The organism is Candidatus Ruthia magnifica str. Cm (Calyptogena magnifica), assembly GCF_000015105.1.
Taxonomy (GTDB): Bacteria; Pseudomonadota; Gammaproteobacteria; order PS1; family Pseudothioglobaceae; genus Ruthia; species Ruthia magnifica.
The window spans coordinates 1,075,830-1,092,045 of record NC_008610.1; the positions used below are offsets into that span (position 1 = coordinate 1,075,830).

Below are 16,216 nucleotides of genomic sequence, written 5' to 3' on the forward strand. Positions count from 1 at the left end.
AATATAATTATTTCCTAAATTTAGATTAAACGCCTAATTATACTAGGTTTGACTTTAAAAACTAACTTCGAAAATTATACTATGTTTAATTCATTTTCAAGTAGTGATGCTTGTAAACTGTTAGCTAATGGTGCTCAATTAGTTGATGTTCGTTCTAGTAGCGAATTTGCCCAAGGCGCATTACCAAATGCAATCAATCTGCCACTACAATCCATCATGAGTGCTGACCAAATCATCGACCGTAACAAAGTCATTATTCTTTATTGCGTTACAGGCACTCGCTCATCAATTGCTAAAAATTATTTAATTCAAATAGGTTATGAAAATGTTAATGATTTAGGCTCCTTTAAGAACTATAACTGCGAATAGTACACACAATAATGGTATAAACTAGTACCATGAGAGTTAAAAGCACTTGGCACAAAACCCAAGTTAAAACCATTGACGATATTGCCGGTGCGTTAGCATTTAACTCGTGGCGTATTACTAAAAATCATTTAGAAGATCTAATTAACGAAGCTTTCATAATTGAAAAAGCACAAGTATTTGACATAATTTCTGAGTACTTATGCTTTCTAATTCAGTGTATTGATAGATTAGTATTTAACAAATTAGATGCTAAGCAACGTCAATTATTGATTATCAAGTTAACCAAACAATTAGCTATTTATTTTCACGAAAACAAACAAGATCGTATTGGCCCAGGTAAATTTTGGAAGGATTTTATTCAAATTTATAATGCTAGGTCTCAAGATTACGCCAATTATGAATTTACAAATAATAAGATTAATTATCACTTCTTAAGATATTTTGCAGAGAAAATTAAAAAAGCCATGACTCATGCCGATTCAGAATGGATTGTCCAACAAATTATTGAAATCCAAGCCCCAAAAGCCTTTAAATCAATCAAAAAAAGCGTTAAAAATTTAGTAGCAGTTGAAAAAATAATATCCAAAACTGAACAAATAAAAAATAAAAAAAATAAAATTCCCAGATCTAAACGCAAATCAACCTACCCTGACTTGCAATAAACCCAATCCACCCAGATAATGCTCAATGATATCAAAGCTAACATAATTGCAATATGCTAAATTGTGGCGGGCATAACAACATTCTAAATGCAAAAGTCTAATTTATAACGAAGAGTGCATTCATAATTTATATGAATGGGTGTACAACTAACTCGTTCAATAGAAAAAAATGATGAATTACTAGTGGTTGATTTTTGGATAACTTAATACGGGCTGCAAAACATTCGCCCCATTTTTTTAAAAATTCGATTTATCAAAATAAAAACTGCATCTCCAGCAAAGCCCAATATTAGTCATCTTTAAAAATGGTAAAGAAATAGACCGCATCTCTAGCGCTAAGTGTACTAGATTTTACTAATTGAATTAATCAACATATACAGGAAAAACCATTTAGGAAATAAAAACCTAGCAATGTCCTACTCTCACATGGGGAAACCCCACACTACCATCGGCGCTAAGTGGTTTCACTTCTGAGTTCGGGATGGGATCAGGTGGGTCACACTCGCTATTGTCGCTAGGCAAACTGGCTTTTAAAAAAAATTAAAAAGTTTTTATATCTTGGCTACAAGTAAACCAGAAGATATAACAATTAAACACATTACACAAAGTTTATAGCTTATCAGCGTATTGCATGACACATCAGCACAAAAATTACAGATTCACTCAAATAATTTAGATGTTATATGGTCAAGCCTCACGATCAATTAGTACAGGTTAGCTTCACACGTCGCCGTGCTTCTACACCCTGCCTATCAACCTCGTAATCTTCGAGGGATCTTAAGGAGCGTTTAACGCTCAGGGAGACCTAATCTTGGGAGGGGCTTCCCGCTTAGATGCTTTCAGCGGTTATCCTTTCCACACATAGCTACTCGGCAATGCGACTGGCGTCACAACCGAAACACCAGAGGTGTGTCCATTCCGGTCCTCTCGTACTAAGAACAGCTTCCTTCAAGTCTCCAACGCCCACGGTAGATAGGGACCGAACTGTCTCACGACGTTCTAAACCCAGCTCGCGTACCACTTTAAATGGCGAACAGCCATACCCTTGGGACCTGCTTCAGCCCCAGGATGTGATGAGCCGACATCGAGGTGCCAAACACCGCCGTCGATGTGAACTCTTGGGCGGTATCAGCCTGTTATCCCCGGCGTACCTTTTATCCGTTGAGCGATGGTCCTTCCACTCAGAACCACCGGATCACTAAGACCTAGTTTCCTACCTGCTCGACGTGTCAGTCTTGCAGTCAAGCACCCTTTTACCTTTGCGCTCATTGCACGATGTCCGACCGTGCTGAGGGTACCTTTGCGCTCCTCCGTTACTTTTTGGGAGGAGACCGCCCCAGTCAAACTACCCACCATGCATTGTCCCCGGTCCAGATAATGGACCTAGGTTAGAACCCCAACCATGCCAGGGTGGTATTTCAAGTATGGCTCCACTTGAACTAGCGTTCAAGTTTCAAAGCCTCCCACCTATCCTACACAGGTAGGATCAGAGTTCAATGCAAAACTGTAGTAAAGGTGCACGGGGTCTTTCCGTCTGGCCGCGGGTATACTGCATCTTAACAGCAATTTCAATTTCACTGAGTCTCGGGTGGAGACAGTGTAGCCCTCGTTACGCCATTCGTGCAGGTCGGAACTTACCCGACAAGGAATTTCGCTACCTTAGGACCGTTATAGTTACGGCCGCCGTTTACTTGGGCTTCGATCAAAAGCTTCGGACGAATCCTAACCTCATCAATTAACCTTCAAGCACCGGGCAGGCGTCACACCCTATACGTCCACTTACGTGTTTGCAGAGTGCTGTGTTTTTAATAAACAGTCGGAGCCACCTGGTATCTTCAACTCTTACTAGCTCATTTAGCAAATAAAATCACCAATAAGAGCACACCTTCTCCCGAAGTTACGGTGTCATTTTGCCTAGTTCCTTCACCCGAGTTCTCTCAAGCGCCTTAGAATTCTCATCTCGTCCACCTGTGTCGGTTTGGGGTACGGTTTCATATAACCTGAAGCTTAGAGGATTTTCCTGGAAGCATGGTATCACGCACTTCCCCCAAAAGAGGGGTCGTTATCACGCCTTGAGCCTTAGAACTCAATCTAAGGTTCCCGGATTTTCCTAAGAACCTACTCTACACGCTTGAACCTGGACAACCATCGCCAAGCTGCGTTAACCTTCTCCGTCTTCCCATCGCAGTTATATAAAGTATGGGAGTATTAATCCATTTCCCATCGACTACGCATTTCTGCCTCGCCTTAGGGGCCGACTAACCCTACGCCGATTAACGTTGCGTAGGAAACCTTGGACTTCTGGCGAGGGGGTTTTTCACCCCCTTTATCGTTACTCATGTCAGCATTCGCACTTCTGATACCTCCAGCAAACTTCACAGTTCACCTTCAACGGCTTACAGAACGCTCTCCTACCATCGCAATTTATTGCGATCCGTAGCTTCGGTATGTAGTTTTAGCCCCGTTAAATCTTCCGCGCAAACCGACTCGACCAGTGAGCTATTACGCACTCTTTAAAGGAATGGCTGCTTCTAAGCCAACCTCCTAGCTGTCTGGGCCTTTTCACATCGTTTCCCACTTAACTACAATTTTGGGACCTTAGCTGACGGTCTGGGTTGTTTCCCTTTCCACTACGGACGTTAGCACCCGCAGTGTGTCTCCCATGCTAATACTTGTCGGTATTCGGAGTTTGCAATGGTTTACTAAGTCTTGACGACCCGCTAGCCATAACAGTGCTCTACCCCCGACAGTAATACATGAGGCTCTACCTAAATAGATTTCGGAGAGAACCAGCTATCTCCGGGTTTGTTTGGCCTTTCACCCCTATCCACAACTCATCCCCTCATTTTTCAACATAAGTGGGTTCGGGCCTCCAGTTAGTTTTACCTAACCTTCACCCTGGCCATGGATAGATCACCCGGTTTCGGGTCTACTCCCAGCAACTAAACGCCCATTTAAGACTCGGTTTCCCTACGGCTCCCCTAATTGGTTAACCTTGCTACTGAGAAGTAAGTCGCTGACCCATTATACAAAAGGTACGCAGTCACAGAATAAATCTGCTCCTACTGCTTGTATGCATACGATTTCAGGTTCTATTTCACTCCCCTCCCGGGGTTCTTTTCGCCTTTCCCTCACGGTACTTGTTCACTATCGGTCATTAGAGAGTATTTAGCCTTGGAGGGTGGTCCCCCCATATTCAAACAGCGTTTCACGTGCGCCGCCTTACTCGATTTCACATAAATTAAATTTTCCTATACGGGACTATCACCCTGTATCGTTGAACTTTCCAGAACATTTTAGTAATTTAAAATATGCTTAAGGGCTAATCCCCGTTCGTTCGCCGCTACTAAGGGAATCTCGGTTGATTTCTTTTCCTCTAGGTACTTAGATGTTTCAGTTCCCTAGGTTTGCTTCCTTAACCTATATATTCAGTTAAGGATAATGATCTTATGACCATTGGGTTTTCCCATTCGGAGATCTCCGGGTTAAAGCTTATTTATCAGCTAACCGAAGCTTATCGCAGATTATCACGTCCTTCATCGCCTTCTAATGCCAAGGCATCCATCGTATGCACTTATTCACTTGACCATATAACTCTAAAGTATCTGTTATGGCTAGTATTTCACCCTGAAGTCACAAATTGTGATAAATCACAATCGGTGAATTCTTTACTTCATTGCTAGTTTTTACACTAGCGATGAGAATCCATATTTTTTGAAATTGTTATGTCAATGCAATACACCAATGAAAACTGTCATCACAACAGTCTTTCGCGTTGTTATATTGTATATTTATAAACTTTACTTCATGTATTAAATTGTTAAAGAGCTCCATACCCGAAGGCATGGTATAAAAACTTAAACAAAGCAACGATTTAAAATTGTCTTGTTTAAGTTTTTAAATAAAAGAATATTTGGTGGAGCCAGGGAGGATCGAACTCCCGACCTCTTGCGTGCAAGGCAAGCGCTCTCCCAGCTGAGCTATGGCCCCTCACTTGTCTATTTTTCATTCTACGTGACTACAGTAAAAATTGTAATCCTGTATTTTACAAGAAAGACTCAACTGGGCTTGTGTTAAAGTTATTGAAAGTCTGACATGGTTAAAACGCAAAATTTGGTGGGTCTGGGTGGATTTGAACCGCCGACCTCACCCTTATCAGGGGTGCGCTCTAACCAACTGAGCTACAGACCCAAAATTACTTGTCTATTTTTCATTCTTCTACGTTATTTTCTTCACTCAGTTTGCTATATAGCTATTACCACACTCCTACCTTCACTAAAAAAAATGCCTTGAATAATAAAAAAATATCCTACGTAATTACTATAAAAGTTATCATGAAAAGTGTAATGTAATTCTTCTTATCTTTATAATCATCAAACAACTTGTTGTGGACACTCATACTCTTTATTAAGGAGGTAATCCAGCCCCACCTTCCGGTAGGGCTACCTTGTTACGACTTTACCCCAGTCATGAATCACACCGTGGTAACCGTCCTCTGTAAACAGTTAGACTAGCTACTTCTGGTGCAACCCACTCCCATGGTATGACGGGCGGTGTGTACAAGACCCGGGAACGTATTCACCGTAGCGTTCTGATCTACGATTACTAGCGATTCCGACTTCACGGAGTCGAGTTGCAGACTCCGATCCGGACTACGAAAAGATTTGTGAGATTAGCACTACCTCACGGCTTAGCGACCCTTTGTCCTTCCCATTGTAGCACGTGTGTAGCCCTGGTCGTAAGGGCCATGATGACTTGACGTCGTCCCCGCCTTCCTCCGGTTTATCACCGGCAGTCTCCTTATAGTTCCCACCATGACGTACTGGCAAATAAGGATAAGGGTTGCGCTCGTTACGGGACTTAACCCAACATCTCACGACACGAGCTGACGACAGCCATGCAGCACCTGTATTCGCATTCCCGAAGGCACCTCTCCATCTCTGAAAAGTTTGCGATATGTCAAGACCAGGTAAGGTTCTTCGCGTTGCATCGAATTAAACCACATGCTCCACCGCTTGTGCGGGTCCCCGTCAATTCCTTTGAGTTTTAACCTTGCGGTCGTACTCCCCAGGCGGATAACTTAACGCGTTAGCTTCGCCACTAAAGGGCACTTCCCCCCAACGGCTAGTTATCATCGTTTACGGCGTGGACTACCAGGGTATCTAATCCTGTTTGCTACCCACGCTTTCGTACCTCAGTGTCAGTATTTGTCCAGAAAGCTGCCTTCGCCATTGATGTTCCTTCTGATATCTACGCATTTCACCGCTACACCAGAAATTCCACTTTCCCCTCCTATACTCTAGTTTGCCAGTTTCAAATGCAGTTCCCAGGTTGAGCCCGGGGCTTTCACATCTAACTTAACAAACCACCTACGCACGCTTTACGCCCAGTAATTCCGATTAACGCTTGCACCCTCCGTATTACCGCGGCTGCTGGCACGGAGTTAGCCGGTGCTTCTTCTAAAAGTAACGTCAAGACTAATGGGTATTAACCATTAGTTTTTCTTCCTAATTGAAAGTGCTTTACAACCCTCAGGCCTTCTTCACACACGCGGTATTGCTGGATCAGGCTTGCGCCCATTGTCCAATATTCCCCACTGCTGCCTCCCGTAGGAGTCTGGACCGTGTCTCAGTTCCAGTGTGGCTGATCATCCTCTCAGACCAGCTAAAGATCGTTGCCTTGGTAAGCTTTTACCTCACCAACTAGCTAATCTTACGCAGGCTCATCTGATAGCGAAAGCATATAAATAGAGGCCTCCTTTGCTCCGTAGAGATTATGCGGTATTAATCCGAATTTCTTCGGGCTATCCCCCACTTATCAGGCAGATTCCTACGCGTTGCTCACCCGTCCGCCACTCGACGCCTACTAGTAAACTAGTATCGTTTCCGTTCGACTTGCATGTGTTAAGCATACCGCCAGCGTTCAATCTGAGCCAGGATCAAACTCTTCAGTTCAATTCTAACTATTTAGAACATTAGCAATATTTAAATGAATGAATTTGCTTTACGTTCAATTTTTTTAAAAGCTTATTTGCTTTAGTTTTTAAATGTGCACTTGCACAATTTTATTGTACGAGTGCCCACACAAGTTGTTTGATAGTTTTTTTTTAAAGAACAACTACAACATAAACAGTCAAAGCAATTTTTGATGCAATTAAAGTTCGAAAGTATACAGCTAACTGATAATCTGTCAAGCGTTATTTTAAACTTTTATTTTTCGACTTCCTTGCATTAAAAACAAAGATTGTTTATGAACAGTGAAAGTGCAGAATTATACTAAGAAAAACACTGGCTCAAGTGTTATTAACATTGTTTTTACAAGGAGTTAATTTATCTTCTGAAACTACTCTATTAAGCCATTTATCGGCTTCGTCAATATCAACAATTGTATGATTGACATTCACCATTTCAAAATCATTATCGTTCCAACCCTTAATGCCCATTTTTAATGAACGTACCTTAGTAAAACCCATTTGTTGCATAGTAAAGACTGTAAGTGTGCTACGATTACCTGAGCGGCAAATTACAACAATATTTTGGTCTCTTGCTTGTGCCAACTCGGGCACAGTGTCATCATAATTCCAAACACAAGCGCTCTCAAGTACGCCCCTAGGTACATGAATTGAACATTTAATGTGCATCGTATCAAATTCATTTTGCTCGCGAATATCTAGTAATATTAAATCGGTATTGTGCTTAATTTCTTCTTCCAAATTCCATGGAAACACTTCATCCACTGTTGCTAGTGCTTGTGCCACTAGTTTTTGATATCCATCCATTGACTCTATTTGCAATAGTCTTTTTGTGTCACCATGACTGCCACTTCAACGCGTGAACTAAGTGATAATTTTTTAAGAATTGACTTAACGTGAAGTTTGACTGTGCCATCGGAGATGCCTAACTCTCTAGCAATAACTTTATTGCTATAACCACTAGATACTTGACAGGCAACTTCTTTTTCTCGACTAGTTAAGGAATCAAACGAAGGTTCATTATCGGTTAATTCGTCTCGCAGAGCTTTTGCTAGTATATATGTCATGTCTTGTGCAACAACAATTGAGCCTTTAACAACTTCATTTAAAGCATCGACCAACTCATCTGGATCCATATCCTTTAATAAATAACCTTGGGCACCATGTTTAAGACAATTACGTAAATCATACTCTTGAGTGCTGGTGGTTAACATTACAATTGGTGTAGTGATATTTTTTTCTTTAAGCGTTTTTAATACTTCGAGTCCAGACATTTGTGGCATACGTAAATCTAGTAGAATAATATCCACTGATAAAGAAGGGATTTCTGCCAAACCTTGTTCTGGAGAAGCAGCGGCACTGGCACTAATTTGTTTAGACTCTAATAAGGCAATGAGCCCGTTACGAAATAAAGTGTGGTCGTCAATAATATAGATTTTCATGATAATTTCGGAAGGTTGACGATAACGCATGTACCTTCATCGACTTCTGATTCAATTTCAATACTAGCACCAATTCTTATTGCTCGTTCTTTCATAATATTCATGCCAATATTATTCCCCATTATTTCGCTTTCATTTTGGTCTTTTTCAAATCCAATGCCATCATCCTCAATAAGCAATTGACAATTAGGTTCTACCAAAAGCAAAACACGCACATTGCGAGCTTTGGCGTGTTTACGTATATTAGATAATGCTTCTTGAATAATACGCATAATTTGCATTTCTACTTCTGGGGATACTTGCAGCTTACCCTCAACTTGTAAATAAGTAGTAATGCCTTCTTCTGACATAAATCGATTGAGTAAGTTTGTCAAAGAAACCTCAATCCCTTTAGGGTCTAATGGCATACGAAAATTACACATCAGTTCACGCAACTCTTGATTTGCTTGAGTAATATTAGACTGTAAACTCAATACTTTGTCACTCGCATCAGATTTTTTGCCTGTTTTAAGCATATTCCCAAGTACCGTTACTTGCAATTTTAAACTGTAAATAGTTTGAGCTAATGAATCATGTATCTCTTGTGATAAAAATAAACGTTCTTGTGACAATTCCATGCGTTTGGTTTGAGCATCTAGGCGGGCTTTATCTAATGCAATAGCGATATTTTCAGCAATAGAACTAAGAAGCGCACGTTCATCAAAAGTCAGTGAGGGCAATGTATCAAAAAATAAATTAAAAGTGCCCAGTGTTTTTCCATGATACTTAAGTGGAATAAATATCGTACCAACACTTGCTTTGGTTTGAGATTTTTTACCAACGCATTGTGCACAAGTATGTACACTAAATTGCACATAAGTATCACTTGCCATAGCGATTTCGCCACAAAAACAATCTGCACTTAATACATCTGTCACCTGACCTTGTCTATCAATAACACCTTGTGTCGCAACCAGATGGAGCTGACCATCGTCAGATAAACTGCGTGCAGCACCTGATGAAGCGCCAATCATATTAATAAAAATATGTAAAAAGTGTGTAAATAATTCGTCAATCGAATGCATTTTATTAAGTTTTGATGACACGCTATACAGTGTCTCTAAAGAAGCAGATTTTTTACTTAAACGTTGAATTTGCTTGTTTAAAATGCTTTCCATGTCATCATATAGATGTTGATTTTCATCAATCAAATGATTAATGGCTTTTGCAACAGGCTGAAATGTGGTTCTTTGATGATCGCTTAAACGTACGCTTTGATTAGATTTATAACCATCTATCCAACTTTGTAAATCACTAAATGGTGATAAAAAATCTTGACGAATGGACAAGTAAAGACCTAAATAAACCAACAGAATTAGGACAATCAATAACATATCCACGATATTAGTCATTGTATAAGCAAGCACCACTTCATACATCAACAAGGGCGAGAACAAAATCGTGACCAAAAAGTAAATATAAAATTTTATTTTAATATTCATATTTTTAGTTTCAAACTAAAAGGCAATTTTCCCTTATTTCCCAATACAAAAAGAAGAAAATATTTCACCAAGCAAATCATCTGATGAAAACTCTCCAGTAATACTACCCATGAATTGACCAGCAAAGCGCAAATCTTCAGCCATTAACTCTACTACGCCATTTTCTAATTGCATAATAGCGTTGTCAATAGATGCTAATGATTCTTCTAGAGCAATGATATGACGCTTTCTGGACAGCACAACTCCTTCTGAAAAATCTTCTAATCCTGCAATATCGGACAACTCTTTTCGTAACAGCTCCATACCTTTTGAATGCTTAGCTGAAATTGACAATTGAACGATATTGTTAATCATTTCTTTCTTAACAGCACCACTTATTAAATCCACTTTATTTTTGATTAGCAATAAAGGTTGATCATCTATATTTTTAGGCAGTATTGAAAAATCTGGCTTGTCATCTTGCGCATCAAACACCATTAACACTACATCAGCACGCTCAATTTCAAAATGCGCTCTTTTGATACCTTCTTTTTCTATCTTATCATCACTATCATGAAGACCTGCTGTATCAATAATATTAAGCGGCATACCATTTACACAAATGGTTTCTTTTAATACATCACGTGTTGTACCTGCAATATCAGTCACAATAGCGCTAGATTCTTGTGTGAGCGCATTCAGTAATGAAGACTTGCCAGCATTGGGCTTGCCAGCAATAACAACATTTAGCCCTTCTCGTAAAATTACGCCTTGTGTGGCAGATTTTAAAATAGTTTCAACCGCTTGTTTAATACCTTTTGCTTTAAGTTTAACTTGTTCAAACTGTAAAAAATCAATTTCCTCATCTGAAAAATCAATAGTCGCTTCAACAAAAACTCGAAGTTCGACAATAGATTTGGTAAGTGCATTCACTTGATTAGAAAACTCGCCTGACAAAGACCTAAATGCTGACTTGGAGGCACGTTTTGAATTGGCATTAATCATATCTGCCACCGCTTCTGCTTGCACCAAGTTCATTTTTCCGTTTAAAAAAGCACGTTTTGAAAATTCACCTGGATCGGCCGGTTTTGCACCCATCGATATAACAGATTCTAATAAACAGCACATTACACTCATACCTCCATGACCTTGAAATTCTAATATATCTTCGCCTGTAAATGAATGCGGCTTAGGGAAAAAAAGAGCAATACCTTTATCTATTTCATCGTTTTCTTGGTCAAAAAATAAACCATAATGCGCATAACGCGGCTTGGGAACAAATCCAAGCATTTTTTTTGCAATCACTTTGCATAACGGCCCTGATACACGTACCACACCAATACCACCTTTACAAACACCACTAGCCAATGCACAAATTGTTGTTTCACTACTGTTCATTAATTTTTTAGATATTTTTAAAATACTCAGTTAAAAATATATCAAAGTCCACTAAATCAGAGGCTTCAATCTGTTGCTGCTTTTTGCATGAAATTTTTGCCTCATGATCCAAATAATCAAAGTGTTTTTGATTGATTGTATTAGATAAAAAATCACTTCTATACTGCTTAGATAATAAATTAGTATAATCAAAAAATCCCTTGTTACACTCTTTCATATGGCTAAGTATTATCGCAGAAGGAGTTAAATCTGGATTATTAATACGACATGCTATATTCCGAACAGACACTTGATGGCTTTCACTTAGTAAGATTGCACATTGCTCAATTTTAGTCATAATATCGTTTCCCCACTTTTGAAGTGAAGTCTGTTTACCTCTATGCATTAACATTAATTTAGGGTTACGTCCCTCATGGGCAACTAATTGGTCATTAGTGTTAATTTCAAACTGCCCTGAGGTAGAAATAACACAGGATGTCTCAAGTAAACAAAACAACATAAAGGCCTCTAGAAAATAAATTTGTGTCTTATCGATACCTAGTGGCAAGAGTTGATTGATATCTATTGATCTTAACTCAACATAACCAATACCACTACCACTTAACGTATCTAGAGGCTTTTTATCTAACTCAACCAGTGGTTTTGGGCGTACAGAAGCATAATACTCATTTTCAATCTGCAAAATATTGGCATTAAGTTGTTGATATTTCCCATGGCGCTTTAAACCAATCGTTTCATACTCAGAACAAGAGGTTTGCATGCCTACTTTAAGACTATTTATATAATGGCTCAAACTATTGTAATTGGCCTTAACACCTGCCTCATTCTCAGCCAAATTCTGATAGCCAATATCCCCCATACGTAAAGAAGTGGCATAAGGCTCATACAAAGTTGACTCATTAAACTCAATCAGTGAATGAGCATGATAGCCTTTTAAAAATGATTTACACACAGCAGGCGATGCGCCAAATAAATAAGGAATTATCCAACCATAACGCACTATATTACGGGTTAAGCCCATATAGCTATTATCAATAAATGACCTTAATGCCTCTGTAGGAGCGAACAACATTTGATATTTTTGCCAAAACTCATGAGAAAATGAATAATTAAAATGGATACCTGCAATAATTTGCATCACACTGCCGTAACGATTTGCCAGCCCTTGACGATAAATTGTTTTCATCATGCCTTGGTTAGAAGTACCATATTGAGCAATAGGAATGGTGGTTTCACCACGGATGGCACAAGGCATGCTTGTCGGCCAAAAGTTTTGATCCTTAGGCAAATGATAATACAAATAATGCTGTGTGTCTTCTAAAAAAGACAGCATTTCTACCGCATTACTAAACGGTGGCGTTACCAATTCTATTAATGACTCAGAAAAGTCCGTAGTAATATTAGGGTGTGTTAATGCACAACCAAAAGTTTGAGGATGTGGCGCTTGAGAAATACCACCCTTTCTTGACACACGTAACCCTTCTTTTTCTAGACCCATTAAATTGCCCTTCAATAGCCCATTATATGGCTTTAATTGTTGAATTTTTTCCTGTAATTGCAAAAGAGACTCAAATGCTAAAATAGAGTTATTTTACATCAGGAGAAACTTATGGAAATAATCAAGACAGTTGTGGGTGTTTTACGCAACAAAAACCAAGAAATACTCATTTCAAAACGTAAAAAAGAACAATTTATGGGTGGCTTTTGGGAGCTTCCTGGCGGCAAAATTGAAACTGGAGAATCGCTAAAACAGGCTATCATAAGAGAGTTAAAAGAAGAATTAGGCATACAAGTTAATCAATTAACCCTTCATAAAACTATGATGCATAAATATGAAGATAGAGCTGTTCAATTAAGTATTTATAACATAAATGAGCACCAAAATACGCCTTTAGGTATTGAAGGTCAAGCAATATCTTGGGCTAGTGTTGATGAATTAAATAACTATAAACTATTGCCCACCATGAAAGCATTTATTAGCTCTATCACCTTGCCCAATAAATACTGGATCACTCCATCAAGCAATCACCAAAGTGATGAATGGATGGGAAAATTTAATCAAAAGCTCAATTCAGACATAACACTGCTTCAACTGAGAAGCAAGATAGAGTTAGATAACTCCTTTATTAGAGAGCTTAACAACAAATGTAAGAAAAATAACATCAAATTACTGCTTAATACCATTAATAAAACCTTCAATGAACCCTATTGCGATGGTTGGCATCTCACCACTACTGAAATGCTTAAATTGAGTAAAAGACCTTGCGCTGATAATAAACTATTGGGCGTATCCACACACAATCTAACTGAAGCACTAAAAGCTCAAACAATGGGTGCTGATTTTGTTGTCATCTCCCCCGTACAAACCACCAAAACTCATCCAGACACTATTTCTCTCGGCTGGGATATAGCCAAAGAAATCGTAGATAAACTCAATATTCCTGTGTACTTTTTAGGCGGAATGGCACTTAAAGACCTAGAAAAAACCCAACAACTTGGTGCGCAAGGGATTGCAGGAATTAGTGCTTTTTAGAAATACCAATTAAAGACGCTTATAAACACCTTTTGATGTCCGACTTTCACCACCAAAATAACCAATCTATCATTATTAATTTCATAGATAGTTCGATAAAATCGATTATTATCTTTAGTTTAATTGTACTGGAACTTTTTGTAAGATTTTCAATTTTATTTTGAATAAATTATGTTTTACAAGTCGTTTTAAACACTTAATAACACTAGATCTAAATTCAATTAAATATTGCATCTAGACTCCTAACTGTACCCACATCTTTGAGAAAAAATATTATCATCATACGTTGCCAAAGCTTTTTTGTATTTTCAATAGTAGCAAAATCCTTTATAACATCTGCCGTAAAACCATTTGAAAATTCTTCAGTCACTTCAGAATGAACTGCACTTCCAAATGTTGGAATATCATTAGTTTTAGCTCTATTATCCAAACACCATGGTCAGTAGCTACATTAATACTAATAGTTGAGTCACTACTTTTAAAAGAATAGTTTGCACATCCATAATCTTGATTTGATTTTTGGTTAAATAAATTCTACCATCAATAATGTCAAATGAAGTTCTACAATCATACTGGTCTGTGTCTTCTTCGACACTTTTAACTAATATTGCTTTTAAACCATCGTTAAATTTATTTTCATACATTGATAATGTTGTAGTCATTCCACTCTTTTTCTCTACCTCAGTGTATAATGCACATGCCTTCGCAAGTTTTTTTCTGTGTTTCTATTCTATTAAAAAATAATTCGTTATCAACTCTACTTTTGCGTTTTTAATATAGCCCTATAATGCCCAGTAAGATGAATTTTTTACCAGGATTTTCTTTCTTTATTTGTTTAACATTCCTAACCACCATTAGGTAGCAGACGAAATGTACTTATCTCGTTCAATCATTGGTAAATAGAAGTGCAATATTTTCAAACTTACTAAGGTATTAGATGTATCGTTTGAATGGATAGCAACTGGCGTAGAAAATGAACCCTAAACAAAGGGGCTCTAGTAACTTTTTAAGTGCTACAACCGCTTAGGGTTATGTCCTTTACAAACATATTCTTTAGAATATTAAGCTCTAGTTAAGATAAATACATCATAAAATTCAACGTCAACCTTGGTGACAGTTTTTACTAGTTCATTAAAGTCAGAGCCAATAATCATGACATCATCAACCAATAAAACTTTTTTACAAAACATAACTTGTATACTAAATACTCCTTTAATTTCTTTTTTTCGTTACTCTAGATTTAGTGATGATAGTGGTTTGGTGACCTTTATACGCCTAGCACTTTGCGTGTCAATAATTGTATTAGTATTTTTAATAATGGCTCTATAGTAGTTCAAGTTATAGCCTCGATCTTTGACTTAGAGACAAGGAAATAATGACATCATAATTACTGTTTTTTTAATTATTGAACGGTATAAATCATATAATTAATGGGTAAAATAATCATCAATACACAATTGGTGTTTAATAAACTGTACACAAGCGTGAGAATAACCATAGAAAACATAAGTTTTGTAAAAGGTAGGAGAGTTTTGGATCAAATACTCGTCATAAAGGCTTAAATTAGAGGAAAGTTTAACTACGAAGATTATCATTAACAACAAAACTAGATTCGCACGTTTTACACACACAAAACTTTGCAGTTTCGAAGCAAAGTAGGTAAAATTTATTGGGAATTAACCTCTGATAAAAACCCATATTGTATCATCAGACATATCTGTTCTAAATTGATAATCTTCTTTGTCAAAACTTTTCAAATCCTCTGATTGGGTGGTTCTGTTTTTCCTCTGGCGCGCTTAACATAAATACCAAATAATTTTATAAGCATTATTTTTAAACTCTTTAAAAACGACGCTTATGATTTTGGCATTCAAGGCTCTTTGATCAATACCTTTAGAATATTCATTAGAGGTAAGATTAATGATGATGTCGGTTTCATTTTCATTTAATATAGTTGAAATCTCACCACTCCAAAACTCATATAAACTTTTACCCTTAGTGTTGTTTTCAAGCCGAGCCCCAATCTCCAAACGATAGGGCTGAATTAATTCAAGTGGACGAATTACGCCATATAAGCCTGACAACATGCGTAAAGTATTTTGCGCAAATTCTAAATCTATCTTTGATAAAGAGAGGGCATCAATGCTATTATAAATATCGCCCTTGAATGCAAGTAATGCTTACTTAACATTGGTCAGATTAAAAGAGATTGAAAATGTTTGAAAGCGTTCATGGTTTAAACTTGCCAGTTTATTACTAATTGACATCAGCTCCGCTATCTCATCTTGGGTTTTGTCTTTGAAAAGATCAATTAATATTTTAGATTGTTTAATTTGGCATATTTACGTGTATTTATCAATGTTAAAAGTAGAAAAATCTTG

Annotated in this window: 11 protein-coding genes, 2 tRNA genes, 3 rRNA genes and 1 pseudogene; 3 read left to right on the forward strand and 14 right to left on the reverse strand. The window is 37.9% G+C overall.

The features are described 5' to 3' along the window. The first annotated feature begins 81 nt into the window (after positions 1-81). The gene (locus tag RMAG_RS05010) at positions 82-369 is read left to right on the forward strand and encodes a rhodanese-like domain-containing protein (RefSeq protein ID WP_011738340.1); all 288 of its coding nucleotides are present in this window, start codon (positions 82-84) and stop codon (positions 367-369) included. A 29-nt stretch (positions 370-398) separates the two neighbouring features. Further along, entirely contained in the window at positions 399-1,031 is a 633-nt protein-coding gene (locus RMAG_RS05015; RefSeq protein WP_011738341.1) for a hypothetical protein, read from the forward strand. Positions 1,032-1,434: 403 nt separating this feature from the next. Here the strand turns inward: RMAG_RS05015 and rrf are convergent. The 10 genes from rrf to gshA form a co-directional block, all read right to left on the reverse strand. Beyond that, positions 1,435-1,550: ribosomal RNA gene (gene rrf, locus RMAG_RS05020) — 5S ribosomal RNA — on the reverse strand. Between the two features lie 164 nt (positions 1,551-1,714). Then, positions 1,715-4,619, reverse strand: a 23S ribosomal RNA gene (locus tag RMAG_RS05025). 326 nt (positions 4,620-4,945) lie between these two features. After that, positions 4,946-5,021, reverse strand: a tRNA-Ala gene (locus RMAG_RS05030). Between the two features lie 124 nt (positions 5,022-5,145). After that, positions 5,146-5,222 (reverse strand) — tRNA-Ile (locus tag RMAG_RS05035). 217 nt (positions 5,223-5,439) lie between these two features. Further along, positions 5,440-6,985 (reverse strand): 16S ribosomal RNA (locus RMAG_RS05040). Together the 16S, 23S and 5S rRNA genes with 2 tRNA genes alongside form the textbook arrangement of a ribosomal RNA operon. A 338-nt stretch (positions 6,986-7,323) precedes the next feature. Continuing rightward, the gene (locus RMAG_RS05045; protein WP_235093686.1) at positions 7,324-7,824 is read right to left on the reverse strand and encodes a rhodanese-like domain-containing protein; all 501 of its coding nucleotides are present in this window, start codon (positions 7,822-7,824) and stop codon (positions 7,324-7,326) included. After that, entirely contained in the window at positions 7,815-8,444 is a 630-nt protein-coding gene (locus RMAG_RS05050) for a response regulator (RefSeq protein ID WP_011738343.1), read from the reverse strand. The genes RMAG_RS05045 and RMAG_RS05050 overlap by 10 nt, the downstream gene beginning before the upstream one ends. Beyond that, complete coding sequence (locus tag RMAG_RS05055) at positions 8,441-9,925, reverse strand: GAF domain-containing sensor histidine kinase (RefSeq protein ID WP_011738344.1); 1,485 nt, start codon at positions 9,923-9,925, stop codon at positions 8,441-8,443. Before RMAG_RS05055 ends, RMAG_RS05050 begins: the two co-directional genes overlap by 4 nt. Positions 9,926-9,958: 33 nt before the next feature. Further along, a complete protein-coding gene (gene mnmE, locus RMAG_RS05060; protein ID WP_011738345.1) occupies positions 9,959-11,302 on the reverse strand; it encodes a tRNA uridine-5-carboxymethylaminomethyl(34) synthesis GTPase MnmE in 1,344 nt (447 codons plus the stop codon). A 7-nt stretch (positions 11,303-11,309) separates the two neighbouring features. Continuing rightward, the gene (gene gshA / locus RMAG_RS05065; RefSeq protein WP_011738346.1) at positions 11,310-12,800 is read right to left on the reverse strand and encodes a glutamate--cysteine ligase; all 1,491 of its coding nucleotides are present in this window, start codon (positions 12,798-12,800) and stop codon (positions 11,310-11,312) included. A gap of 111 nt (positions 12,801-12,911) precedes the next feature. On the opposite strand from gshA, the gene RMAG_RS05070 reads away from it, so the two are divergent. Next, positions 12,912-13,835 carry a Nudix family hydrolase gene (locus RMAG_RS05070; protein WP_011738347.1) on the forward strand — a complete coding sequence of 308 codons (924 nt, stop codon included), beginning with the start codon at positions 12,912-12,914 and terminating at the stop codon, positions 13,833-13,835. Positions 13,836-14,052: 217 nt separating this feature from the next. Here RMAG_RS05070 and RMAG_RS05075 read toward each other — a convergent pair whose 3' ends face one another. The 4 genes and pseudogenes from RMAG_RS05075 to RMAG_RS06075 form a co-directional block, all read right to left on the reverse strand. Further along, positions 14,053-14,265 carry a hypothetical protein gene (locus RMAG_RS05075; protein WP_041194930.1) on the reverse strand — a complete coding sequence of 71 codons (213 nt, stop codon included), beginning with the start codon at positions 14,263-14,265 and terminating at the stop codon, positions 14,053-14,055. A gap of 16 nt (positions 14,266-14,281) precedes the next feature. After that, positions 14,282-14,497, reverse strand: coding sequence for a hypothetical protein (locus tag RMAG_RS05080; RefSeq protein WP_041194931.1), 216 nt, complete (start codon positions 14,495-14,497; stop codon positions 14,282-14,284). 399 nt (positions 14,498-14,896) lie between these two features. Then, complete coding sequence (locus tag RMAG_RS06165) at positions 14,897-15,025, reverse strand: hypothetical protein (RefSeq protein WP_268745596.1); 129 nt, start codon at positions 15,023-15,025, stop codon at positions 14,897-14,899. A gap of 606 nt (positions 15,026-15,631) precedes the next feature. Beyond that, positions 15,632-16,003, reverse strand: a pseudogene (locus RMAG_RS06075) (YaaA family protein); the annotation flags it as partial. Between the last annotated feature and the right edge of the window lie 213 nt (positions 16,004-16,216).

What these genes read in the sequence shown, in the direction of transcription:
- RMAG_RS05070 (WP_011738347.1), top strand. Translation starts at nt 12,912, where the DNA reads ATGGAAATAATCAAGACAGTTGTGGGTGTTTTACGCAACAAAAACCAA.
- RMAG_RS05080 (WP_041194931.1), bottom strand. Translation starts at nt 14,497, where the DNA reads ATGACTACAACATTATCAATGTATGAAAATAAATTTAACGATGGTTTA.
- gshA (WP_011738346.1), bottom strand. Translation starts at nt 12,800, where the DNA reads ATGGGTCTAGAAAAAGAAGGGTTACGTGTGTCAAGAAAGGGTGGTATT.
- RMAG_RS06165 (WP_268745596.1), bottom strand. Translation starts at nt 15,025, where the DNA reads ATGTTTTGTAAAAAAGTTTTATTGGTTGATGATGTCATGATTATTGGC.
- RMAG_RS05055 (WP_011738344.1), bottom strand. Translation starts at nt 9,925, where the DNA reads ATGAATATTAAAATAAAATTTTATATTTACTTTTTGGTCACGATTTTG.
- RMAG_RS05010 (WP_011738340.1), top strand. Translation starts at nt 82, where the DNA reads ATGTTTAATTCATTTTCAAGTAGTGATGCTTGTAAACTGTTAGCTAAT.
- mnmE (WP_011738345.1), bottom strand. Translation starts at nt 11,302, where the DNA reads ATGAACAGTAGTGAAACAACAATTTGTGCATTGGCTAGTGGTGTTTGT.
- RMAG_RS05050 (WP_011738343.1), bottom strand. Translation starts at nt 8,444, where the DNA reads ATGAAAATCTATATTATTGACGACCACACTTTATTTCGTAACGGGCTC.
- RMAG_RS05015 (WP_011738341.1), top strand. Translation starts at nt 399, where the DNA reads ATGAGAGTTAAAAGCACTTGGCACAAAACCCAAGTTAAAACCATTGAC.